This window comes from Paenibacillus sp. FW101-FHT12H11 (assembly GCF_058790355.1).
This window is the reverse complement of record NZ_JBYTCO010000007.1, coordinates 37,625-58,706: the sequence shown is the minus strand read 5'-3', so window position 1 is coordinate 58,706 and position 21,082 is coordinate 37,625. Positions and strand designations below refer to the sequence as shown.

At 44.5% G+C, this 21,082-nt stretch carries 27 protein-coding genes; all 27 read right to left on the bottom strand.

Translation table 11 applies throughout. The annotated features are described in order from the left end of the window. Positions 1 to 71: 71 nt before the first annotated feature. Positions 72 to 758, bottom strand: coding sequence for a glycoside hydrolase family 73 protein (locus AC3WTJ_RS22585; RefSeq protein WP_492523755.1), 687 nt, complete (start codon positions 756 to 758; stop codon positions 72 to 74). Continuing rightward, on the bottom strand, positions 755 to 1,258 hold the full coding sequence (locus AC3WTJ_RS22580) for a phage holin family protein (RefSeq protein ID WP_492523754.1): 504 nt from the start codon (positions 1,256 to 1,258) through the stop codon (positions 755 to 757). Before AC3WTJ_RS22580 ends, AC3WTJ_RS22585 begins: the two co-directional genes overlap by 4 nt. A gap of 84 nt (positions 1,259 to 1,342) precedes the next feature. Then, positions 1,343 to 4,075: a hypothetical protein gene (locus tag AC3WTJ_RS22575; RefSeq protein WP_492523753.1), complete on the bottom strand. Its 2,733-nt coding sequence runs from the start codon at positions 4,073 to 4,075 to the stop codon at positions 1,343 to 1,345. A gap of 32 nt (positions 4,076 to 4,107) precedes the next feature. Continuing rightward, on the bottom strand, positions 4,108 to 4,371 hold the full coding sequence (locus AC3WTJ_RS22570) for a hypothetical protein (RefSeq protein WP_492523752.1): 264 nt from the start codon (positions 4,369 to 4,371) through the stop codon (positions 4,108 to 4,110). Positions 4,372 to 4,379: 8 nt separating this feature from the next. Further along, positions 4,380 to 4,940 (bottom strand): putative phage tail protein, encoded by a 561-nt coding sequence (locus AC3WTJ_RS22565; RefSeq protein WP_492523751.1) that lies wholly within the window; start codon positions 4,938 to 4,940, stop codon positions 4,380 to 4,382. After that, complete coding sequence (locus AC3WTJ_RS22560) at positions 4,940 to 5,995, bottom strand: baseplate J/gp47 family protein (RefSeq protein ID WP_492523750.1); 1,056 nt, start codon at positions 5,993 to 5,995, stop codon at positions 4,940 to 4,942. Before AC3WTJ_RS22560 ends, AC3WTJ_RS22565 begins: the two co-directional genes overlap by 1 nt. Beyond that, positions 5,988 to 6,392 (bottom strand): DUF2634 domain-containing protein, encoded by a 405-nt coding sequence (locus AC3WTJ_RS22555; RefSeq protein WP_492523749.1) that lies wholly within the window; start codon positions 6,390 to 6,392, stop codon positions 5,988 to 5,990. The genes AC3WTJ_RS22560 and AC3WTJ_RS22555 overlap by 8 nt, the downstream gene beginning before the upstream one ends. Before the next feature lie 4 nt (positions 6,393 to 6,396). Continuing rightward, on the bottom strand, positions 6,397 to 6,744 hold the full coding sequence (locus AC3WTJ_RS22550; protein WP_492523748.1) for a DUF2577 domain-containing protein: 348 nt from the start codon (positions 6,742 to 6,744) through the stop codon (positions 6,397 to 6,399). After that, positions 6,741 to 7,721 carry an XkdQ/YqbQ family protein gene (locus AC3WTJ_RS22545; protein WP_492523747.1) on the bottom strand — a complete coding sequence of 327 codons (981 nt, stop codon included), beginning with the start codon at positions 7,719 to 7,721 and terminating at the stop codon, positions 6,741 to 6,743. The genes AC3WTJ_RS22550 and AC3WTJ_RS22545 overlap by 4 nt, the downstream gene beginning before the upstream one ends. Positions 7,722 to 7,730: 9 nt before the next feature. Continuing rightward, complete coding sequence (locus tag AC3WTJ_RS22540; protein ID WP_492523746.1) at positions 7,731 to 8,477, bottom strand: LysM peptidoglycan-binding domain-containing protein; 747 nt, start codon at positions 8,475 to 8,477, stop codon at positions 7,731 to 7,733. Continuing rightward, on the bottom strand, positions 8,467 to 10,485 hold the full coding sequence (locus AC3WTJ_RS22535; RefSeq protein ID WP_492523745.1) for a tape measure protein: 2,019 nt from the start codon (positions 10,483 to 10,485) through the stop codon (positions 8,467 to 8,469). Before AC3WTJ_RS22535 ends, AC3WTJ_RS22540 begins: the two co-directional genes overlap by 11 nt. Positions 10,486 to 10,702: 217 nt before the next feature. Next, complete coding sequence (locus tag AC3WTJ_RS22530; RefSeq protein ID WP_492523744.1) at positions 10,703 to 11,122, bottom strand: phage tail assembly chaperone; 420 nt, start codon at positions 11,120 to 11,122, stop codon at positions 10,703 to 10,705. 26 nt (positions 11,123 to 11,148) lie between these two features. After that, positions 11,149 to 11,616: a phage tail tube protein gene (locus AC3WTJ_RS22525; RefSeq protein ID WP_492523743.1), complete on the bottom strand. Its 468-nt coding sequence runs from the start codon at positions 11,614 to 11,616 to the stop codon at positions 11,149 to 11,151. Positions 11,617 to 11,629: 13 nt separating this feature from the next. Beyond that, entirely contained in the window at positions 11,630 to 12,943 is a 1,314-nt protein-coding gene (locus AC3WTJ_RS22520) for a phage tail sheath family protein (protein WP_492523742.1), read from the bottom strand. Continuing rightward, the gene (locus tag AC3WTJ_RS22515; RefSeq protein ID WP_492523741.1) at positions 12,944 to 13,123 is read right to left on the bottom strand and encodes a hypothetical protein; all 180 of its coding nucleotides are present in this window, start codon (positions 13,121 to 13,123) and stop codon (positions 12,944 to 12,946) included. Beyond that, positions 13,113 to 13,544, bottom strand: coding sequence for a phage tail terminator family protein (locus AC3WTJ_RS22510; RefSeq protein ID WP_492523740.1), 432 nt, complete (start codon positions 13,542 to 13,544; stop codon positions 13,113 to 13,115). Before AC3WTJ_RS22510 ends, AC3WTJ_RS22515 begins: the two co-directional genes overlap by 11 nt. A 4-nt stretch (positions 13,545 to 13,548) precedes the next feature. Beyond that, entirely contained in the window at positions 13,549 to 13,953 is a 405-nt protein-coding gene (locus tag AC3WTJ_RS22505; RefSeq protein WP_492523739.1) for an HK97 gp10 family phage protein, read from the bottom strand. Beyond that, entirely contained in the window at positions 13,950 to 14,321 is a 372-nt protein-coding gene (locus AC3WTJ_RS22500) for a hypothetical protein (protein ID WP_492523738.1), read from the bottom strand. Before AC3WTJ_RS22500 ends, AC3WTJ_RS22505 begins: the two co-directional genes overlap by 4 nt. Before the next feature lie 2 nt (positions 14,322 to 14,323). Next, positions 14,324 to 14,689, bottom strand: coding sequence for a head-tail connector protein (locus AC3WTJ_RS22495; protein ID WP_492523737.1), 366 nt, complete (start codon positions 14,687 to 14,689; stop codon positions 14,324 to 14,326). Further along, on the bottom strand, positions 14,676 to 14,873 hold the full coding sequence (locus AC3WTJ_RS22490; RefSeq protein ID WP_492523736.1) for a DUF7210 family protein: 198 nt from the start codon (positions 14,871 to 14,873) through the stop codon (positions 14,676 to 14,678). Before AC3WTJ_RS22490 ends, AC3WTJ_RS22495 begins: the two co-directional genes overlap by 14 nt. A 21-nt stretch (positions 14,874 to 14,894) precedes the next feature. Next, positions 14,895 to 15,938, bottom strand: a complete 1,044-nt coding sequence (locus AC3WTJ_RS22485) for a major capsid protein (protein ID WP_492523735.1) — start codon at positions 15,936 to 15,938, stop codon at positions 14,895 to 14,897. A gap of 14 nt (positions 15,939 to 15,952) precedes the next feature. Next, positions 15,953 to 16,324, bottom strand: a complete 372-nt coding sequence (locus AC3WTJ_RS22480) for a hypothetical protein (protein WP_492523734.1) — start codon at positions 16,322 to 16,324, stop codon at positions 15,953 to 15,955. 21 nt (positions 16,325 to 16,345) lie between these two features. Then, positions 16,346 to 16,975, bottom strand: coding sequence for a phage scaffolding protein (locus tag AC3WTJ_RS22475; RefSeq protein WP_492523733.1), 630 nt, complete (start codon positions 16,973 to 16,975; stop codon positions 16,346 to 16,348). A 152-nt stretch (positions 16,976 to 17,127) separates the two neighbouring features. Continuing rightward, positions 17,128 to 17,721 (bottom strand): hypothetical protein, encoded by a 594-nt coding sequence (locus AC3WTJ_RS22470; RefSeq protein ID WP_492523732.1) that lies wholly within the window; start codon positions 17,719 to 17,721, stop codon positions 17,128 to 17,130. A 159-nt stretch (positions 17,722 to 17,880) separates the two neighbouring features. After that, positions 17,881 to 18,033: a hypothetical protein gene (locus AC3WTJ_RS22465; protein ID WP_492523731.1), complete on the bottom strand. Its 153-nt coding sequence runs from the start codon at positions 18,031 to 18,033 to the stop codon at positions 17,881 to 17,883. Next, entirely contained in the window at positions 17,990 to 19,639 is a 1,650-nt protein-coding gene (locus AC3WTJ_RS22460; protein WP_492523730.1) for a minor capsid protein, read from the bottom strand. Before AC3WTJ_RS22460 ends, AC3WTJ_RS22465 begins: the two co-directional genes overlap by 44 nt. After that, positions 19,636 to 21,078 carry a phage portal protein gene (locus tag AC3WTJ_RS22455; protein WP_492523729.1) on the bottom strand — a complete coding sequence of 481 codons (1,443 nt, stop codon included), beginning with the start codon at positions 21,076 to 21,078 and terminating at the stop codon, positions 19,636 to 19,638. Before AC3WTJ_RS22455 ends, AC3WTJ_RS22460 begins: the two co-directional genes overlap by 4 nt. Between the last annotated feature and the right edge of the window lie 4 nt (positions 21,079 to 21,082).

The following is a 21,082-nucleotide window of genomic DNA, read 5'->3' as shown; positions in this document are numbered from 1 at the left end:
TATATTAAGGTGTACTACCGAACAACTTTTTGATATCCTTTGTTTGATCAAAAAATTATTCTTGATAAGGTTTAAATGAGTCCTTTTCGGTGGAAAACCGTTAGTAGACTATAAAAGTCATGGCTACGCCCATCTGGTGTATCAATCAACCCTGTACAGACAGCTGCAGAAACAGCATCTTGTGCCCACTCAGGTACTGGCATACTTGCTTTCTTTTCTAGCACATTAATCTTCTCAATATGCGCCTCTGCAGTATTTAGTAATGTTTGAATTTGTCCTTTTAATTCGTTAAATTCTCTCAGCATATTATCCGCCTCCTTATCAAATTGTTGTAATTGATTATTCTCAATGATACCGATTAATTTTACAGCATACTGCAGATCCGTCGCATATCCTGCAGCTTGTAAGGCTTTCGCTGCCCCAACATAGTCCCGTACAGAACATCGATCAAAGAATCCTGCTTTTCGGTATCTCGGATTCTCAAGTAAAAACTTCGAATGATCCGTAATGCTGCCAATCCAGTCCTGATATAATCTAAAGTCTGCATCGATACTCATCCACTGACCATTGATAAATTCTTTTGTTTCCTGAGTCGTTCCACTGCCTTTAATTCCAAATAAGTTGTTACCAGGAGCCGACTGCCCCCATGCGCTTTCTAGAGCTGCCTGAGCAATTGTAATACTTGCAAGCACACCCGTACTAATCATGTCCTCTACCGCTGCGGGTGCAATCTTATTAATAAATTCTTGATTTTTCATTTGCTCATACCGTCCTTCTGACGATTCGCTCGTTCGATCTTCGCCTTAATTTCACTCCCCACAAAAGTTGTAACGCTCTTAGGAATCCACTGTTCCCAGCCAGCTCGATACGCATTGGCTGTCATGCTCTCCCAGGTATGATAGATAAGCATGATAGTGATTGAAAAGAATGCATACCCTGGCTGATTGATTCCAAAAACACTCAGTGATACCTTATCAAGTAATCCACCGATAATAGGAAACCAGAGCATCAAAATGGTCCGCGGTACCGCTCTAATTCCATACTCAGAGGTGTAGCTTTCATCTTTCTTAGCTGCAGCAGTTCCAGTTATCCAGTCAGCAATGATGACCGCGATTAATAATATAAAAGCCCATGCTTTTCCGTTTCCAAATGACTGCAAAATAAACGGTCCAATAATAGCTCCTACGGTAGCAGCTCCTGCATTTGCAGGCTTAAATAGTGATTCCAGGGTGAGTAGCGATTGTAAGAACTTGTTCATTACTAACCTCTCTTTTCTTCCCCGAAGGGCTTTTTATTTGGGCATAAATTAAAAGACGACTGGCACCTTTTTGGCCTGTCGTCTTTATGCTAATGCTAGTGCGTTTCTTAAATCGATCCAGTGTTGGCCCTTACGATTAATCGTCGTATCGATGATTGGATCTACGCCCCAAGTCGGAGCACTTCCCCCTAGTACGACATAGATGTCGTTGATCGCCTGTCTAAGCTCGATTAGATGGATTGCCCTAATACTTGTACCTGCTGCGCCGTTTGTCCAATCTTTGATAGTTGAATCAGTCCACACTATGACAGCCAGACCGCGAGCCTGCCGCACCGCGTTTACTTTGCTCCGGATGTCGTCAATCGTTCTTTTGCTGATAGTGGTGTCACCTGCTGCGATCGTCGTCGGATATGTCGGAGTCTCAATTGTAAAGTTTGTTGGCGTGCTCCATGGACCCCAATCCTTGCCATCATAAGCGCGAGCTCGCAGATATGATATACCTGTCGGCAGTGCGCTTGCCGGCGTAAACGTGACTAAGGTACTACTCGCAAACGGTGACGTAACGTTAAAAGATTGTGGCGTACCGGACATAGTGACATCTGTCGGCAATGCGAATGTCGGAATTGAAGATCGTTGGAATTCAAGATCTTTAAGAGTCGCATCATTCGCATCGATTACCTTCAATCGAATCTTAGGTCGAGCGTTGTACACCTTGCCGCCTGACACCACGTTCTCTATCGTCGTCACAGCATAACTATTCGTGGTGAAATTCGTATACGCAAGCGGGCTGACGTTGCCCACGTTATCCGTATATGTGACACCCCAACGATACTGAGTTGCAGGCGTGAGTCCTGTGATTGCATTCGATAAGCCTACAACAGACTTCGGATATCCTGGTTCTGTGACATATGAACTGCCGTTCCATTTCTGAAGGTAAAGTGTCGTTAAGAGTAAACCGGATGAGACAGGACCATCAGAAAATGCCGACCACGAAACACTATTAGAGGCGGCGTATGGTATGCCATTTGTTTGTGCTGGCGTGTCTGGAGCTCGCGTATCTGTGACGACATAATATTTTGTACTTGCAGGAGCCCAGTTACCCGCAGTATCAAGGTATGTAACCCAAATGTAATACGCTGTATTAGGTGTTAGATTCGGTATTACAAAAGATGTAGAACCCACGGCCGGCTGATGAGTTGCGACTCGATTACCTGCCGTATCATCAACCACCACGAAAAGCCCACTTGATGCAATCCCCGAACTTGGAGCAGAATCGCTAAAGAGTGAGAACGTTGTAGCTATTGTTGTACCCGTTATTGCTCCAATGCTAAGTGTAGGAGCATTAGGGGGAACTGTATCCACACCAAAATAAACATTATAGTAATTGGTGTCTCCCGGTGTACCAGTTCCCGGTCCACTGATTGCACCTTGTGAATCCTTGACCTGCATCCTGACATAATATGTCCCGTCAGCAGTAATCCATCCGGCAGGCATTTGCCAACTACGCACATTGCCAGATAACCAACCAGTGTCAGCTATAACGGCTGAGTACGCGCTGTTAACTAGCTGAACCAAGTACTGACTTTGGGTATCGCCGGCATCTGGGTCACTGAAGTTCCATTGAATTATTGGTGTCCGTGTGTTGATCCAAGAGTTAGCTACTGGATACGTAATTACAGGTGCGTTAGGTGGCGTATTGTTAGAGATGACCTCTGCGTAGACGTTATTTGCGGCATCCATTGTGATGATAGCTACCCGTCTAATGCCTGTTGCATCTTTTCGTGGGTAAGCGACCCATGTGGTTGCATTAGCTGGCTTTGTTGCTATTTTTATGGCAGGTCCAAGCGATACCGACGAAGTTGTATAGGTGATTTGCTTTTTATAAAAGGTTGTCCCTTGGGTTCCATCACCGTCCCAATAACCCAGCGCAGGTGTCAGTGTCTCGTCTAAGAATAGCCATTGCTGTGTATAGGCTATCCCTGTTGTCTTCGGTAGCGTCATGTTTGCTAACCAACTTGTGTTACCCGCCCTTAAAACGTTAAGTCCTTGTGATCCAGAGGATAGACCAACCCCCATTGCTACAACGTCACCGTTAGGTAACTCAACACCTATGTGTGATGCTGAATAACCGGAGTCATTATTGGCTGTAAGTGCATTGTTTTGCCCTTGATTGTTAGAATTGATGGTCATATACATTTGATAGGACGTATTGTCACTCGACATATATCCTGCAACCATATAATTTGCTGTGCGGAATAGTGTAGGCGTTTGTCTACTAGACGAACCGTTATTCCCATACCACGAACCAACAACCGCATTAGTTGATACATTGATTCTGTACATTGCATTGTAATAAGAGTTCGTCCAGTTATCGACGGTCGAGTATAGGAAACCGTCTGTCCCCATACGTAGGTTCGTACATTGGTGGCGGCTACCATATGTCCACGGATTGCTTATCACGGTGTACGTACTAAGTTGTGTAGACGATGTAACTGTAGTCTTATCAGGAATCTTTAGTAAAGCCGTCGCGTATGTGTAAGGCGACTCCGCACCCATCGAGCCACATGCAATATAGAGCGCGTTCCCTACATTCTCAAATTGTACGTAGCCGCTAGCGGATATACCGTTAAACAGCGGCATTATTCCAAATTGCGTCCATGTGCTACCACCGTCTTTTGATACATGGATTTTTACGCGGTCGCTTGCTGCACCTTGGTCATACGTTGCTACATACACCCAACCGTCTGTGTCTACGAATTTACCTGTATATTGAATATATCCAGTACCAGAAAATGCTCTGACTAGCGTTCTTGCCATTTAATTCACTCCCTTCTCAAAAAACGCCCCAATTAAGGAGTGTATCTTGTAGCTTGATCAAATTTCGCAATTAATAGCTGCAATGTTACTGCGTGCATTGCTTGCGTTGGATCTGCCGGGAGAGTTACACCCTCGCCGGTGAATACCGGGTTATTTTTTGGAGCTCTCGCATTCACTGCAGCATCGAGAAGATCCATATTATCATCAATGTACGATTTTGTATTGAAGAACGTTGTCGATGGAGAACTCCGATCGATCTTAATCAAACCTAGATTCGGTGTTGTAGGATTTGCCATCTACTCACTCACCCCCATGAGAAATTATCGAGCGTTGTCGTGTCGATTTCATCTATCGTCATTGCCTCGACTTCAGTGATACTGAGATAACGGAATTTATAAAATACTGAAAGATGTGCCGGGATGATCGCCTCGACTGCTGCTTGAACATCTGCGATATTCGGAGGCGCACCGATCGCACCGGAGAAGCTGATCGTTATTTGATAGAGTGCCGGCTGTGCCGTGACTTCGATCACACCGTTTTCGTAGCTGCTGACGACCTTCTGCAGGAGAGCCATCGTCGTTGTCCCATTACCTCGGATCTTTGACTTGATCACTGCTCGTCGAATGGGATAGCTTTTCGAGATGTCGGTTTTGATTCCAAGCGCTTCTTCCCATAAGGACAAACCCCAAGTGGAATTGTCAATCTTTGCTTGATCGAAGACTGCGATAGAACAATCTTTCACCTCATCGAATTCGACACCTTCACTTTGCATCAGCGCACGAGCCTCGTGAATGCCTGCATACATTTCAGGCAATACACCCATCATTTGAACCCCTGAAGGGCTCCTGATTTGAATCTCACTCATCACAGATTCACCGTCCCGAGGACTGCCACCTGACCACTTAAGATCGTAATGTTACCTGTCGACCCATTTAGTTGTAACGCCGTATAGTCATCGACTCCTGCCACATCTAGCAACATTGCGCCAAGCTTTGCATATAGCACATTCGAATTGTCTATAAAGGCAATGCTTGCAAGATATGACGAGATGACTGAAGCGAAATCCTCCTCGATCTGATCGATCGTTCGAGATCCATCACGTACAATTGTGCCTGTGATGTTCACCGATACACTCGTCGCAGCAACAACGTTCACGTCAGCACCTACTGGCGCCACACCTTCACCGGTACCATCTGCCGGGGAAATATAGTCTTGCACAATAGAAACTAGTGTAGGGCTCGCAGGAAGCTTTTCAGCATCGATAATGATCACCTTGACCGTTCCTGGCCCATTCCATAGCGGGATAACCTGCGCCCCGCCTACTCCGTCCACCTCAAGCGCCCATTTCCGATAATCAGCTTTGTTTCCGCTCGTTGCAGGCAGTCGCACACCGAGAAAGAATCTAGTACGATAATCGTCGTCGCTTTCTCTGTCAGCTCCCGGAATCAGAACGTCTGCGAGGGTAGCCACAACTAAACCGTCCACGTAATCGATAGGAATCATAGTCCCAAAGTATTGATTGCCGATACTTCCAGGCTGCTCACATTCTAGTTCGAACTGCCCTGAAGTAATCCTCAATATAGCTCTGTACGTAACGCCTGATATCGAGAAGCGACTACCGATAGGCACATTAATTGATACGCCAGACTGACCTGTGAAAACAGCCTTACGGACTGCATACGTAGCCTGATTACGTTCCTGACCGAAAGGCTCTGTCAATAAGTCGAGGTTATTGTCCGATGCTGTTTGTGGGAAAACTTCTTTCAGCTGTCTATCGAGATTCACATAGATCTCAGATAACTCTAAAGCAGCAGGAGCTAAAGCATCATAGATAATGCTCCCCGGCCGTTTGTCGATGTCATCTGGCACAGCCGAAAGCATTCGCTGCAAGATAGCGCCGTATGTTTGTGCTTCATACAACTCCGCTCACCCCTTTTTCTGTTTGATAACTTCCGTATTGTGAGGCAACTGTGAATTCCGCAAGAGCTGAATCTCCTGTGATCGTTACTTTCATATCCTGAACATCTGTGATGCGGTCGTCTTGCATAAGAGCCTCAGTGATCCTACGCCCTAACTCAGAACGAATTAACGCGCTATTCCCGCCTATTAATGAACCATACTCGCTGCCGTAATCCGGTCCATAAATTAAGTATTCGAATCGTTCGGTGCCAAGGATCTTGTATACGGCCTGCTTGACTGCTTCTAGTCCGTCAGTCGTCCCAACGATCCGACCATTTTCTAAATCGATCCTGTACGTTCTGCTTGGCTGCTGTGACTGCTGCAATGCAGCATTAGTCATGCCCCCTGTTGGGATCATCTCATCACACCACCCTATCGAAGATTAGATATTGATTGCCGCCCTGCAGTCGGAATAAGATCACAACGTCGTCAACTTCGAGCCCCTTTCTGATGACGAGCTCTTCAGTTAATGCCGGTCCGGTTGTCCCTCCGCTGAAGCTGTGCGTATGGTTTACCGGGATTTTATACTCCGTTAGACTCTCAGGGATAATTAAAAAGTCCTCATCGAGTGAGAACCGCTGATCAATGGTTACCTCGAGAGGACTTGTATTTGACACGACTCCGAATATGATCTCGACCGGAGAACCGGCTCGCACAGCTCCGACGCCTGCTGATTTTATGACATTTGCTAATAAGCCGATGTTTTTCATCCGTACACCTTCAAATTTAGTGACATCGTATGTTCTTCGCCTTCGAATTTGTGTTCGCACTCATCGACGAGATAGGACTCGTTGATATCTGCTTCTTGGATGTTTACCGAAAGTTTACAACCAGCACGCACGCGGATATCTCCAAGAGCTGAGATAGAGAAGTTTCTCGTCTCGCGGTTCTTTAGCAGTGACAGTGTCGTCAGGACTTCATTAATCTGCGCCTTATTCAGCCCATCATCGAGTTTTTGATAGTACTGCAGCCGGCCCCACTTTTCAATGTTGTTACTGTCCTGAGCGATATACACATCACGACCCGTGACCTTGCCTTTTTTGTTCTTAATATCCTGTACAAGCTTGATCCTGTTATAGGTATCCGAGTCGATGGATCTCGATGTTGAGTAATCATATACGAGACTTTGATCACCGAGTGACAGATCAATCGCTAGATCCTCAATCTTCTTAATTGTGAGCTCACCGAAGTCATCGAAAAACACATATGATTTACCAGTTGAACGTGTCGTGTCCGCAAGTGCATTCACGATGATGTCGAATAGCTTCTCACCGTCAGCAACGATCTTTGGAATCGCATATGATGTATCCGCGATATCATCCGAAATTTTCAGACCCGAATCATTCGCAATCTTCTTCAGGACGTTTGTAGCTGAAGTATTCTTGAATACATACGTATCGGATCCCATCAGGTACCGCGTCTGATCATATGCCGTAATTCTAACCGCCTCATCTCGGCCACCATCAATCTTGAATACATAACCGTAAAACACAGGAATGTCGTCCAGTGTAACCCTCACAATATCCCCGTTATTGATTTGGAAATTCGTGCTTTCGTATATTCCGCCGCTAAGGAATGTGAAATCTATACTCGACGCCTTTCCAATCCTAACGGTTCTATAATTGATGGATGACACCGGCAAATCCCACACATTACCGTTTCTATTGTCGACTAGTGCCTGCAGCATAAAATCACCTCACAAGGCCGGCAATTTTAAGACGCTGCCTACTGTAAGCTTCGCCGCTGCTGCATCGCTAAGGCCGTTTAGTTTTTGAATATCTTTATACCGGGAACTATCCGGGAGCCCTGAACCATCCGTGTAAAATATCATTGCAATTCTGGACGGTGTATCACCCTGCCGAACCGTATATGTCGACGGTCTGATCCGCTCGTCCGGTCTGCGCGCTGACATCGGAATGATAAGTTGAGCACCGGTTTTATCCGTCTTTACCTCTGCCTTTCGAGCTGCATAAAAATTGTACTCCCTGAAGCTGATGTCGAACTCGAGATCACCCGAATCTCCTGCTGATTCCTTCCATTTGAATTTTTCAATGGATACAGGAATGTTGAGCTCCTGCCCTATGAATCCCTGAGCAGCGAGAGCCGATTCATAATGACCGGCGTAGATGAACCTTACAGGTCGTTTAGTTGCCATCCAATTTTCAATGGCTCGAACATAGTACATCGGTTCATAGAGGACGTTGGTTGCAAGGAACGGATAGAACTGAGCCGGGAAGATCCCGCTGAATGAGATCTCCCGCAGTTTCGGACCTTTGATGACGTTAACCTCGCCGCCTCGGGATTCTGAACGACCGTCATTAGCTCCTACGATGTCATAGGTTTTGCCATTGCTGCCGCCGCTCATCTCGAGACTCTCAGGATTTACAGGGAACTGAAAGCCCTCTTGACTGTTGTTAAAACTTAGATTAATACTATAGGCCATCGTCGATCACCCCATCCATCGAAGAGTTCATATGCGTCTCAAGAGCTACAGCTAACATACCCGCCATGTCCTCGACGCTGCCCTGTTGGTGATAATGGTTATCCCCTGTGACCTGAACTGTTGGCGTCAGCGTGACAAAGTTTTGAATTGACTTCATCTCAGCTAATTCACGCATTGCTTTCAGATCCTCATTTGAGATATCGACCGTATCGCCGATCTTGCCGACTTCACCGACTTTCTTAATCTCGCCTGTTCCGTCAAATCCGAAAGCCCCCTTGAGATCCGGAAGCTTAAGCCCGTTGAATAATGATTCCCCTGCATTAAACGCGCCCATCGTAGCATTCGCAAGGTCCATCGGCTTCATTTTCATCCCAGATAGATCTTTAACCGCCTTATTCGTCGTCGGCGCATTCATGGATTTAAAGACAGAATCTAGCGCATCACTCACGCTGTGTACATTCTCCTCGTCGAATAGCTTAGCTGGTTTGATATCCGTATTAAAAATCTTATTTGATAGTTCAGCAAGTGCATTGAGGCCCTTAATCCCTGCATTAATCGCCATCGTGAAGAACTTCATAAAGCCGCCACTAAAACTTTCGATGCCTCTTAGCATATTTACCATTACACCGCCGAACGTCTGGGCTAGATCATAAAATAACTTTTGTCCGGCATATACCGGATCAACCCAAACATTAACAAAGAATTCAACGAAGTCCACGATGATATTCCACATTAAAGCTATAGTGTTCCACACCACGCCGCCGAGAAACGTGAATAGACCGGCAACGAACCCTATGATCTGGCCGAACGTCACGCCCCAAGACATAATAAGAGCAATTAGCCCACCGATAGCCGCTGCGATGAGCAAGATCGGCCAGGTAGCCTCAATCCATGCAATCAATGCCTGTACACCCATGATCGAGAATGCCACACCTAAAGCTACTAGCGCGCCTATGACGATGTTAGAGTTATCCATCATGAACTTCATAACCGCACTGATGACCGTCAACATCACATTAGCAATATTCGCAGCAACGCTGATTGAATTCGCCAGACCATCAAATAACTGTTTCCCTCTGTCGCTGTTTAACATCTGATTCATTCGCTCAATTACAGGACCAAAGTTCTCGAAGATGTTATTTTTAATCAGCGTCATTGAATCACCGAACGTCATCGGCATTGTTGCAAATTTCTTGTTGATGTCGTCCGCTGCCGCAAATAGTGAGTTTTTGATGATGTCCGCTGTTATGACGCCATCTGCTGACATGGTTTTCAGATCGCCTTTAGACTTCCCACTAAACTTAGCGATCGCATCTGCCAACATTGGAGCATTCTCCATGATCGACCTGAACTCATCGCCTTGTAGCTTGCCTGATGCCATAGCCTGTGTAAGTTGATACATCCCGGCTTGTGATTCTTGCGTCGAAGCTCCAGATACCTTGAAAGACTTTTGCATCAGCTCTGAGAACTTCAGGACATCGGCATTCCCAGTGAATGCATCGCCGGCTAACAATCCCAACTTAGCAACCGCATTTGCCATCGTAACATAGTCACCACGCGATCGATTAGCTGCATCAAATACCGCCGCCTGAAGCGCTGTAGGATCTTGTCCATCGTTGATGATCCTAAGCCTTGCCTGTGCATTGACATAGTTGTCCGAAGCCTCTACAGCCTTCTGGGCCGCTGCAAATGCGAGGTAGGCAATTAACATCTTATCGATGTCGCTGTTCATCCCCTGTGTATGCCTGCGAGACTGCGCCAATCGTTCATTATTTCTATTCGTGGCGTTTACTAGATTTCGTTGACTTTCTAGTGCGCGTTGTGAATTCACCGCCACTTGTTCTGTAGCAGCCACAGCAGATGTAAGCGATTCAGAGCCGTATGTTGCGTTTAGAACTGATTGTAATCGCCTCGCAGCCCTTGCAGTCGAATTCATTGCTCTTGTTGCGTTCATCATCGTTGAACTGAAGTTATCAAATAACCTGAGTGTCGCCTCAACTGTTGCCATAATTTAATCCCCATCCAGAGTTACTTCAATTTTTTCTGTTCTTTCGACTCATGCTTCGCAGCAAGACCGATAGATGCAAAAATAAAGGCCCTTTCAGTCGACGGCCTTGAGAGAATTTCATGCGGCAACTTCTTGAGCCTGTGTAAAGCGTAGTGAAGAAGGTTGGCGGTTGGATCAGGATGAACGTACTCACCCTCTTCGTTCCAACCGCCATCTATTAGTTTTTTGCTTCTTCCACCAGTTCATTCATATCTCGGTCGAAGCCATTAATTTCCTGCACTTTGATAATCAACTGAGCATATTCACCTGACAGTAGCATCTTCTTCACAAGTGCTTCAGCACCAAGAACCCCGTAGGATTGTTGCAGCTCCGCTGCTTTTAAGTTAGGGAATACCACGCTCGCAACAACGAGTTTTGCAATGTACTCGGTCTGGTTAATTTCGGACTGAGTCTGACCTTTCACCCTAGTCACCTTCGTTGCCGACTTCCGGATTACATCGTTCTCTTCCTCCGTAATGGATTGAATCACCCACGGCACTGGCTTTCCTTCTGTGTCTTTGAAGCGTGGGGAAACAATGAAATCCTCTTGAGTCTTTACGTCGACGTTACTTGCAAAAAATACGCTGATATCTGACATGTGAATGTCCTCCGTTTATATGTTTATTATTGACCTAGTGTAGGTGAAACAAATTGATTCGGCATATCCCAATCGTCGAATGTGAATGAAACTTCCTCTTCGAGCGTCTCAGCGTCGACATCAAGTAAAGCGATCGTCAGCTCGTCGATGTTAACACCTTTGACGGTTGTCGTCTGAGATCCAATAGAAGATGTAAGATCTTCATTCGTGATTTGAATATCGAAATATGTATCGACACCGTTTTTCGTATACTCCAACATGAGCTCGCGAAATTTCGAGGTGACGTAATAAATTGTCATCGTCCCGGTGCCCGCGTAGCCGTTCGCCTTATTCTGTGTAGCGTTCTTGCCAAGGGTGCGAATCTCTTTCTTATTCTTCTTGACCTTCGCCTCGAATTTCTTCACGTAGAACATTTCTTCGACATTCCCGTTAATCGTCGCATAAGCTCGACCGGACTGTCCGGAAATTGTATCCTTCGCCAACAAAAAAGACATCTATGTCCCCTCCCTATCGAACCAAAACACGATTATAGATTTTTTCAATACTGTCGACCGGCTGCACGCCGTACTCTGCATATACCGCATCAGCATCGTCACCTTGTACGATCGTGATGTCCGTCTGAGAATTAAAGTTCTGAATCGCATTTAGCGCCTGCAGAGACTCAAAATAATTCACATATTCATTCTTCAGAAGGTTGCGCCCGTCTGCGTTATTGTCGACCTTACCGATGTAATAATTATCATTGATCGTTTTAAGATCGTTGTTAACCGCATCCAGAACGCGCATGACACGATTCTTCGAGAAGCGTTTATCCTTCGTCGGTGAAAAATTCGTGAACGTGTTGATATCCTGCTCGACGATCGCTTTCCCTTGATTCGGAGTGAATACGAACTCACCACTCAGGAGAGCTGTCTCGATCTGCGAATTCGTGTAGCGAGGGCTGACATCGACTGCACCTTCATAAGCCTGACGAGTTAGGGATATATTAACCTGAGCTGAAGCTGTGGCGCCGGCTACCCATGCAACCGCCTGAGCTGCCGTTATTGTTGCGCCTGTCGCAAGCACTACGCCGTTTTTAACACTGATTACGCCTTCGTAATCTGCATCGGGGTAGTTCTCCAATACTACCTGAATCTTCGTCCCCTCATCGTCACGTAGGCGTTTTACAAATGACACGTAAAGAGCCTTCAGCGTGGGATCTGTGGAAATCAATGCAAGCGTGCTGAAGTCCTCAACTTCGACAGCTGTTAGAAAGTCTGTATGATCTCCATTGATTACGACGCTATCTGCGCCGCCAGCTAGAGCTATACCCGCATTAGTTGTCAGCGCTCCTGTACCTGACCAATCGATCCATGCATTCGCTACAAGCCCAGAGATCGCAGATACGGTTTGTTTGTCTGCCTGTGCAGCATCAACAAGAGTTACGACGTCGAACTTCGAAACATCATCAATGTTAACCGTCACAGCTACCGTGATGTCATTACCTCGTAAGCCTCCATATTTAGCCGTTGCTGTCAGATTGCCAAGTGTTGCGGTCGCTTTAGTACCTGTATTTAAACGGTATAGTAAAAGTTTTTTAGCACGCTTCAGCGCCTCGTTAATAAACAGCAGCTTGGAGTCTGTGATGTCATAACCAAGCAGCGTTTTCAGGTTGTCGCCTGTGTTAATCTCGATCACAGTCTTTGAAGGCCCCCAACTTAGAGCGAGTGCGATCGCCACGATACCCCGAGCACCCAATGCGCCTACTGTACCACTTGTCAGAAAGTCAAAATAACTTCCTGGCCGAACTTTATTTTGAGCTGTAAAAGTACCTCCTGCCATTTACTGCACTTCCTTTCTAACAAAGTCATCGGCGATCTCTCGCACCTTATCTTTGGTATATGTTTTGTTGTCGTCCAGTAATGCGCGAAAGATATCTTTCTCTAATCCCGTGTAAGATTTTGATACGAGAAATTGCTTTTTTGTGAATTCAGGCTCGACGCTTTTCTCTTTAGTCGCCACTTAGATTCCCCTTATGTTCAATCTTCTGCATCTTATCGACCGGCTCTTTTTCAAGAATTACCTTGATATTAAAGTTTACGAAAAAGTGCAGGACATCTTCGATGATCTCGTACCTCAATCCGTTTGACCTCACTAGTCCATTTTCCGTTGTGACATATCGCAGAGGCTCGAATAGGCTTTCTGCAATCGCTCTGCAATCTGCTTTCGGCACGATGCTCTCCCTATTGGGAAAGTAATGCACGTTGAAAAGCATATTGCGACTTGATCGCCGATTATATCCCGGAGCCTGCGCTGTATCTAGCTGCATAACAAAAAAAGCAGGCTGGGAAAAGCCCTGCTTTATCTGCTCTGTATAGATCGGGACTGTGGAATCAATCTCACTCAAGCGAGCAACAATACCATTCAAGATTTGATCTTCCATCAACTTACCACCTTAAATGCTCCTTTATAAACCGCTTCAGCTTTCTTTCAAGAATAGCCGGCAATTCCCTCTCCAATTCCTCAATGGAAGTAGTTAGCATAAATCGTCCTTCGACCCATCCTCTATGATCTTTCGTCCTATGACCATACTCAACGTACATAGCATATTCAACAGGATTAATTATCTCTATTTGAATTTGAGAGCCTACCCGTTGAATGGGTCCAATTGACCAACCTCTTCGTAATTCACCTGTGAGAACTGGAGTGCGAGCTACAGTTTTTGCAAATAAGCGACTCACCAACTCTTTTAAGCACTCTTCCTGAAAAGCAGGGGCATGCTCTTGAAGTCGGTCTAATCCTTGCTTAAAATTCTGCAGCCCCGAAAAATCAAAATCTCCAAGTCTGGTCATGCTCGGCCCACTTGTTTTAATAAGAGCTCTTGATGTGTGGCGTATCGGAATGGTTCGCCTACTTGCTCGAATTTCTGGTCCATTCCATTTTGTAGCACCCTGATCTCGCAGCCTGCTGTTATTGTTACATCAGGAGAAATGAACAATTTCGCATCGAACCCTATCGTATTATCCGTTTCAGTTTTACTAGAGTTAGCAAGAGTAGTTTGGGATAGCCCGCAAGGTTCGTTTCCGAAAAGATTGATCCTCTGCTGTCCGGTTACTTGTGTAGTTGGATGTTTAACCGTTTGGAAAGCCGTAACAGTGCATGAACCCTCATACGTGCTCTCAGTTGCCGCACGCTCTACAGCAACGTTCCCGAATGCCATTGTTACCACCTCAGTTTCCTAAATGCTGCTAACTGGCTTTCATACGCTTGGACGAATGAAGCACCGGGCCCAGCCTTAATGTTAGGCTTAACAGAACCGAAGGTGGTTGTAACGTCCCCGCGTTTAACGCTCTGCACGGCAGATGCAGCATCATAAAAATCAGCTGTATATTTTGTCCTATACTGATCCTCAGCAATTTGGAGAACTACAATTTCCAGCTCGCTCGGAATCACTGAGATATTACACCAAGTGAGGACCGCTTGTATCACAGTTTCGATCGTAAAGGATAGCCGCTGCTCCTTACTAATATCCTCAACTGGAATCCCAAGCAGCTCTTTAAGTTTGAGCACGTAATCATTGATCGTCATCGTCATCGTCATCCTCAATCGCAGCTGAACCAGCAATTACACCATCTTTTATGAGAGCTGCTCTATCCTCGGTCGGGATATCTAGTTTTTCTCCAGAAGAATAGTAAGTACCTCGATATTTAACGTTCTGTATGAACTTCACTTTAACGGTTTTTGGTTTTTCTTCTTGGGCTTTCGTCGTCATCTAGAAAACACTCCCACTTAATTAATTTACTTTGGCAATAAAAATTTGATCAATTCGTTCGAATGAAGGCAATGTAATCGCAGATACGATGGTTTCAACGTTTACCGGATGCGGCTCTTTAATAGTAGTAATAGCAACACCGGTATTAACAATGGATACGTCAGCGGAAGTACTGCCCGACATTAAATCGGATTCCTCCGGTGTGGTACCGAAGTACGTATTCCCAAGAGCTCCCTCAGGAATAAGAGTGAAATAATCATCCGGATAGAACAAGTTGCTGCTGCCATCCTGTAGACCAAACTTCTTGTTGTAAACTGCTATCGATACACCCAGTTTATTTTGAAGATACTGCTTCATGAGAGCATCCGTCATAATAATGTTCTGGCCACCAAGTGGATTCATATCCAACCGAATAGCCGTATTTTTAAGAATGTAATTCCATGTCTTACGCGTACAGATTCCGTTTAGGGGACGTACTCCTGTTTCATCTTCAACCGTATCCTGCCATGTTTTGATATCCCCTACGATATCTGCAGCCGGGTCACTCCATTTATCCGTGCTCGTTAATGTAACTTTGTGATTAGCCGGCATCTTGTAGTCGTAATCATAGTTCAATCGATTAGCCACAATACTAATCTTACCGGTTGAGAGAAGCTGCATAATCATCCTCTCTGGATTTACTAAAGCGCCCCCGACCAGATTAGTTACATCGTCATAGATATTGTTAATTAGTGGCATCAGGTAGCTTTCATTATCACTAGCTGCTAAACGATTCAGTTCTTGACGATCTTTTTCACCAATACGCATGGCTTCACGGAAGAAAGGCATTTCGGTTTCAATTTTCTTGAATCCAATACGATCGCGGAGAGTTGCCTTAGCATCAAAAGCAGAAGGCAGCAAAGCAACCGGTAATCCCTTTGAACCCTTAATCCATTTGAGATCTAGCCCTAGTTGTTTCTTCGCTGGAAACAAGGTAGCTCCCAGATAAGGAATGGCATTTGAAGTATTCGTCTCGTAATAAGTTGCAATATTCTTAGCATTAACTAAATCAAAGATAGTTGGCATTTATTATTTCCCCCTTATTTCAAAAACGTAATTTGCTTGAGTGCAGTAATTTCCTCTGGCGTTGGCGCTGTAGGAATTTTGGCTAGATCAATAAATCCATGGATGAGCATCGCGCCTGCAACAGGTCCATAAGTTACATCAACGTCAGTAAATAACACACCTTCAGCGTTGGAAACACCTGTCGTGGTTACTGCCTTTTTCGCTTTCTTCGTCTGATCTGTTAAAATGCCATTACCGATAATCGTGCCAGCCGGGACAATCTTCATGCCGTCAGCATTAGCCACAATCCCCGTATCGTCTACCATCACTGCAAGATTTACGTAATGGTCCGGAAATTTCAAGATTTCCTTCTTATTATTTGTAAAGACCGTTTCTGTGTACTTCATATCTACATAACCTCCATAAAATTATTGAAAATATGAATCACGAGCCTTATCTAAGGCTTCACCTTGTTTAGCTACCTGTTCAGCCAATCTCTTCCCAATATTGCTCTGATCATCTCCACCACCACCCCCTTTTTCTCTTCCATCTGCAGGAGCCATGCCCTTAAACTGTTGCTGACCCGACTTCTCAGGAACAAACAAAAAAGCCTTGCTCGTTTGCAGGGCTTTTACTTGTTCTTCGAGTCCAGCTTTCACATTGCCGGTATCATCGAGTTCAACTTTATTTTTGTCCAGTAAACCTATTACCATCTCAGGATCATGAACCTTTCCAGACAAGGCCATCTTAACAGCCGTGGTTAAACGAATATCTTTTAAATCAGCTTCATATTTATCTGATGCTGTTTTATTATCAGTTTGCAACTGCTTAATCTGATCTTGAAGAACATTGTTATCTCCGGCCGATTTACTGAGCGCCTCAAGCTGCTTATCTCGCTCTTTTAGAGTGTCTTCCGCTGTTTTCTTGGCATCATTTACTTCTTTAAACCTATGTTCAGGCACCCAGCCTCTATAGTTTGTTTCTACACCTTCAACAATTGCAGTAATTTGGGCATCAGAAAGCCCCTGAGCTTTTAGCAATTCTTTTAGCCAACCCATCTTTGATCATCCTCACTTATAGTTCCGGTTGTGTCCGGTTTAATGAATTACCAGTTTAAAGCCTAGTGGCATGGCAGCAGAAAAAGAACTCCTGAAGATACAGGAATCCTAAATAAAAAAGATATTATATTTAATAGAAAAGCAATTAAATGCTAATCATTATATAATGGAACAATATTATTAACACAAAACGTATATGCAGCTCTACACATTTCAAGATTTGCATTCCTAACCGTCTTATTCTTTTTTCCTGCTAATCCATTGGTAACTCTTAAAGAATATACTCCATTAAATAAGCCCTCTTGATAAGCTGTGAGTACCCCTTTTTTCCCTTTGATATGATAATCATGGTCATCTCTATAGAATGAGAAACAAAATTTATCACCTTCAGACATCCACATGTCTGCTCTATCTCCTGCTAATGTTTTAGTCCATTCTCCTACCTTTTCAGGTCTCACTTTCTTCTCAGGCGGTGCTTCTTCCTTGCGTTCATCCTTCTCATCATCATCTCTTTTCCTTTTCTCCCCCCTATCTTCCCCAGAAAGCCCCGGCATTGTAGGAACTCCAGAAGTAGATCGTTGAACGGTGGTCGTTGCTAAACTTGATTTCATCATTTGAGCAACAGCTCTATTACCTATAGTCTGCTGAAGGGCAGCAATGTTAGAATAAGCTAAAGGTGTGTTTAAATTTGATGATGAGGGATCTGTATTCTTAGTTTCTTCTCTCTTCTGAAGTTTACTATACATTTGGTGTCACACCTTTATTTAGTATTAGTAAGTAAACTATATCATGAATATTGGAAATTATTGATATTTTAATTTGATAAATTAAACATCTTTATTATGAAACAATATACTATTTGCCCGTTTCAAATAAATAAGCACTCACGCAAAGGGTGAGTGCTGTTAATTCTTATTATCTTTTTTATCAGGTTCAACCGGTGCTAATATCTTCTCGAAATACTTCTCAAGGAAATCAGGAGCTGTTGGGTCAAGATCATCCAGGTAGCTTTCATCAAAACCGCCGATCTGTTTTTGCGTCTCCGAATTCTTCTCCATAAACCCACCCCAATTCTTGTATGATTGCTTGCATAATGAGAAAGTCAAAATATTCTCTTTGTGCTGTTGATGACATCATAGCATACTCCTTGTTACTTTGTAAGCCGGCTGTTACCTGAGCACCTTGTTTCATCATGACATCTTGGAACACCATAGCGGATACCAGAATCCCTTGAGTGGACACAAATGAAACTCCGCCATCATGTCCGACAGCTATTATATTCAATAGTGAAGGATACAGAGAGAAGTTCCTTATATCTTTCACATTTATTCTCGTTCCGCGGGGATGGTTATGAGTCAATGTAACCGAGCTGGCCGGTGAACTGAGCAGCATCTCATGGATCTCCTGAGAAAATACTACTTTATTAATCTCCCCGGCCGCACGCCCGATCTCTGCACCGACTTTGTCCATGATTACCATGATTTCTTTACCTTCTTTGAATCCTTGCCGTACAATGCTTCTATTTACATCGGCAATTTCATCTAATACTGCTTCAGGTGTGGCAGGTAAATCAACATGGTATGAAGCCTTTGGACTATACCTTCGATTGAATCCTTCACCTGCAGGCTCTTCCATCTCTCCAGTTACATGCTTTTTCTCCCACTCCGGATAAGTCATGTCACCAGGGACATTATAAGTCTTGCCATCACCATCCCTAGCTGCCCGTTCTTTCACGTTTTCTTCATAATATGGAACATCAACCGTCCTGCAGCGCGCATGAAACGGTGCACAGTTAAGCCCTGCCTTGGCTTCCGACACTGGAAAAATGCTACCGTCCATCGTCCTACAAATATCTGATGTTCGCTTGTCCAAGGTTGCCACATTTCTATATTTCTCAACATCTAGCTCTACATAAGAAGCCCGGCGTGAAGCTCCAGAGAAATATGCTGACTCAGTAAGAATTAAAGTTTCAGCTCGTGTGCGAGATACTCCCATTCGTTCAGATAATCGCGATATCATCAAATCTGATGAATCGCCTCGAATCAGTCCCTGCGTCAAAGTTGTTTGAAGCTCATGGATTAGCTTGCTACGATCACCCCAAATTCGTTGACTAAAGTTACTACCATCCGGAGCCCAAGGTGTAGCAAGCAGGCTTTCAATCTGCCTAGAATTTAGCTTAGCAAAGCTTGCCCCAATCCCGACTCCCTTCTGTAATTCGAAAATGTTCTGATAATAACTATCCTTGTATATCTCACCCAATAAGCTCCTAGCCCCAGTTTGGCGTTTTGCGGTAAGCAGTTCGACTTGTTGTCTCATTTGTATCTGCAATGCTTCTAACCGACTCATACGGACGCGAATACTTGCATTTTCTAGTTCTTTCATCCAGCGTTGATCTATGGCATTTTCACGGCCAGCTTTGATGTAATCCTCTAAAGACCATTTGAGCTCTTTTAATTCCCCAGCTTTAAGCATTTGACGAGCAGTTGCCAGATCTACGTCATTGTTTTTAGCAAAACGTTGATAAAAAGCATTAATATCCTTTTGAATAGAGGCCATTGCCTTTCCGTATTCGCGTTTCATGCTCTGGATATAAGCTTCACCTTTTGCAAGCTGCGCTTCGTTCAGCTGCTCCATTCGCTGAGCCCAATACTCTGCAGACCTCATGATGATTCACCAGATATTTTAGCTTCATAGGCAAGATCATCCATTGTTTTCTTCCGATCGGCTTCCAGTCTCTTCATTTCATCCTGAGGATTGGTCACCCACGGATGATTAGCGACAATTGTCTCCTCTGAAATCACACCCACGCTGTTCTTCGCATTAGTGATAGTGTCCATCTCATTGATGAGGATATCTCGGTTCAAAATGAAATCAACAGATTCCTCGGAGAAGTCACCTTGACCACTATTTGCTAGATGCGTATCAATGAACCATCGAAGCTGCTCCAAGCTTGCCTGAAATTCTGTTTCTATATCATTGGCATCCAGGTCCAAGTCTTGATATAAAAACTTTAATGCAATGCCACTCGGGCTGTTCCCAAACTTATCGGACTGCGTATCCACGCCGCGTCCGAATTCATAAATATCTTTTCGATTCATATCTTGATGAGTTTTGTAAGCTTCCGTATTGATGTCTAAGGAAAGCGTGTCAACTGCTCCATCATCCATAACTTTTACCGCCCTAAACACTGAGAGATTGCGTCGGAACTCTCCGAGATCCTGTCCATCATAGTTTTTAATGACATAAACGCTATTCGGTAAATCATCAAGATTATTCGAATTATCGCTTTTCTTCCGATCATAATCATCCACCAAAGCTTGAATGAATTTAACCAGGGGGAGCTCGTCCTCATGATATTTGAAGCATACGAATGGAACTCGGGCCCAATTCAATGGAATCTCTTCGTCTCCTTCAACTAATGTGAAGTGGGTCCCGTTATCGACCGAATCAAAGTCTGGTGTCATACCAACACCATCAAGAACGTATCGCTTAACACCAGTTGTATCCCAGAACTCGATTTTCTTGATTACTTTCTTCGTTTTACCCTCATACACCTCAACCTCGTAAACGCGAATAAGTGCATCCAGCTCGGTGTGAGCAGCATCTCTCCAAAGAGGAATGCATTCCTCAGCGGGGATTCTTTTAAGCGACAGCACGCCTGCAGGACTGTAATAGATATGGACCCAGGCTTTCCCCTTATTAATTGATTCTCGGCCAACCGATTGTAATAAGCGCAAAAAAGACTTATTAAAGAATTCCTTCAACAAGTCTTCATAAGCTATATTTTCTGTTTGAATGCTCAGTGGCTTACTAAGCAAATATCCTACCTTCTGATCAACCAACTTTCGAATAAAACCATGCGGTAGTTTGTTGTTTGCTAGATTGACTGCTTCAATTAAGGCGCCGCCCTCGCCGATCGTCATCCGCTTATATTTTAAGACATCATTATCTAATCCGTAGTATTGCTGGCCGATTAACATCAGCTTGCGCAGCGGATCCTTCTGCCAGTCGCTAATTTCTTGATGTATGATTTCTTCGATAGTCATGGCAGAAGCAGCGCCGGCACGGAGAATGGCGGCAATATTCTGCATTTCCGGAGTCACAATA

What these genes read in the sequence shown, in the direction of transcription:
- AC3WTJ_RS22580 (WP_492523754.1), bottom strand. Translation starts at nt 1,258, where the DNA reads ATGAACAAGTTCTTACAATCGCTACTCACCCTGGAATCACTATTTAAG.
- AC3WTJ_RS22495 (WP_492523737.1), bottom strand. Translation starts at nt 14,689, where the DNA reads ATGACGATCAATGATTACGTGCTCAAACTTAAAGAGCTGCTTGGGATT.
- AC3WTJ_RS22470 (WP_492523732.1), bottom strand. Translation starts at nt 17,721, where the DNA reads ATGTATAGTAAACTTCAGAAGAGAGAAGAAACTAAGAATACAGATCCC.
- AC3WTJ_RS22545 (WP_492523747.1), bottom strand. Translation starts at nt 7,721, where the DNA reads ATGCTGCAGGCACTAGTCGACAATAGAAACGGTAATGTGTGGGATTTG.
- AC3WTJ_RS22585 (WP_492523755.1), bottom strand. Translation starts at nt 758, where the DNA reads ATGAAAAATCAAGAATTTATTAATAAGATTGCACCCGCAGCGGTAGAG.
- AC3WTJ_RS22475 (WP_492523733.1), bottom strand. Translation starts at nt 16,975, where the DNA reads ATGGGTTGGCTAAAAGAATTGCTAAAAGCTCAGGGGCTTTCTGATGCC.
- AC3WTJ_RS22530 (WP_492523744.1), bottom strand. Translation starts at nt 11,122, where the DNA reads ATGTCAGATATCAGCGTATTTTTTGCAAGTAACGTCGACGTAAAGACT.
- AC3WTJ_RS22525 (WP_492523743.1), bottom strand. Translation starts at nt 11,616, where the DNA reads ATGTCTTTTTTGTTGGCGAAGGATACAATTTCCGGACAGTCCGGTCGA.
- AC3WTJ_RS22485 (WP_492523735.1), bottom strand. Translation starts at nt 15,938, where the DNA reads ATGCCAACTATCTTTGATTTAGTTAATGCTAAGAATATTGCAACTTAT.
- AC3WTJ_RS22555 (WP_492523749.1), bottom strand. Translation starts at nt 6,392, where the DNA reads ATGATCCCAACAGGGGGCATGACTAATGCTGCATTGCAGCAGTCACAG.
- AC3WTJ_RS22565 (WP_492523751.1), bottom strand. Translation starts at nt 4,940, where the DNA reads ATGAGTGAGATTCAAATCAGGAGCCCTTCAGGGGTTCAAATGATGGGT.
- AC3WTJ_RS22505 (WP_492523739.1), bottom strand. Translation starts at nt 13,953, where the DNA reads ATGACCAGACTTGGAGATTTTGATTTTTCGGGGCTGCAGAATTTTAAG.
- AC3WTJ_RS22535 (WP_492523745.1), bottom strand. Translation starts at nt 10,485, where the DNA reads ATGGCAACAGTTGAGGCGACACTCAGGTTATTTGATAACTTCAGTTCA.
- AC3WTJ_RS22575 (WP_492523753.1), bottom strand. Translation starts at nt 4,075, where the DNA reads ATGGCAAGAACGCTAGTCAGAGCATTTTCTGGTACTGGATATATTCAA.
- AC3WTJ_RS22540 (WP_492523746.1), bottom strand. Translation starts at nt 8,477, where the DNA reads ATGGCCTATAGTATTAATCTAAGTTTTAACAACAGTCAAGAGGGCTTT.
- AC3WTJ_RS22500 (WP_492523738.1), bottom strand. Translation starts at nt 14,321, where the DNA reads ATGGCATTCGGGAACGTTGCTGTAGAGCGTGCGGCAACTGAGAGCACG.
- AC3WTJ_RS22460 (WP_492523730.1), bottom strand. Translation starts at nt 19,639, where the DNA reads ATGAGGTCTGCAGAGTATTGGGCTCAGCGAATGGAGCAGCTGAACGAA.
- AC3WTJ_RS22570 (WP_492523752.1), bottom strand. Translation starts at nt 4,371, where the DNA reads ATGGCAAATCCTACAACACCGAATCTAGGTTTGATTAAGATCGATCGG.
- AC3WTJ_RS22510 (WP_492523740.1), bottom strand. Translation starts at nt 13,544, where the DNA reads ATGGAAGATCAAATCTTGAATGGTATTGTTGCTCGCTTGAGTGAGATT.
- AC3WTJ_RS22480 (WP_492523734.1), bottom strand. Translation starts at nt 16,324, where the DNA reads ATGAAGTACACAGAAACGGTCTTTACAAATAATAAGAAGGAAATCTTG.
- AC3WTJ_RS22550 (WP_492523748.1), bottom strand. Translation starts at nt 6,744, where the DNA reads ATGAAAAACATCGGCTTATTAGCAAATGTCATAAAATCAGCAGGCGTC.
- AC3WTJ_RS22520 (WP_492523742.1), bottom strand. Translation starts at nt 12,943, where the DNA reads ATGGCAGGAGGTACTTTTACAGCTCAAAATAAAGTTCGGCCAGGAAGT.
- AC3WTJ_RS22490 (WP_492523736.1), bottom strand. Translation starts at nt 14,873, where the DNA reads ATGACGACGAAAGCCCAAGAAGAAAAACCAAAAACCGTTAAAGTGAAG.
- AC3WTJ_RS22465 (WP_492523731.1), bottom strand. Translation starts at nt 18,033, where the DNA reads ATGGAGAAGAATTCGGAGACGCAAAAACAGATCGGCGGTTTTGATGAA.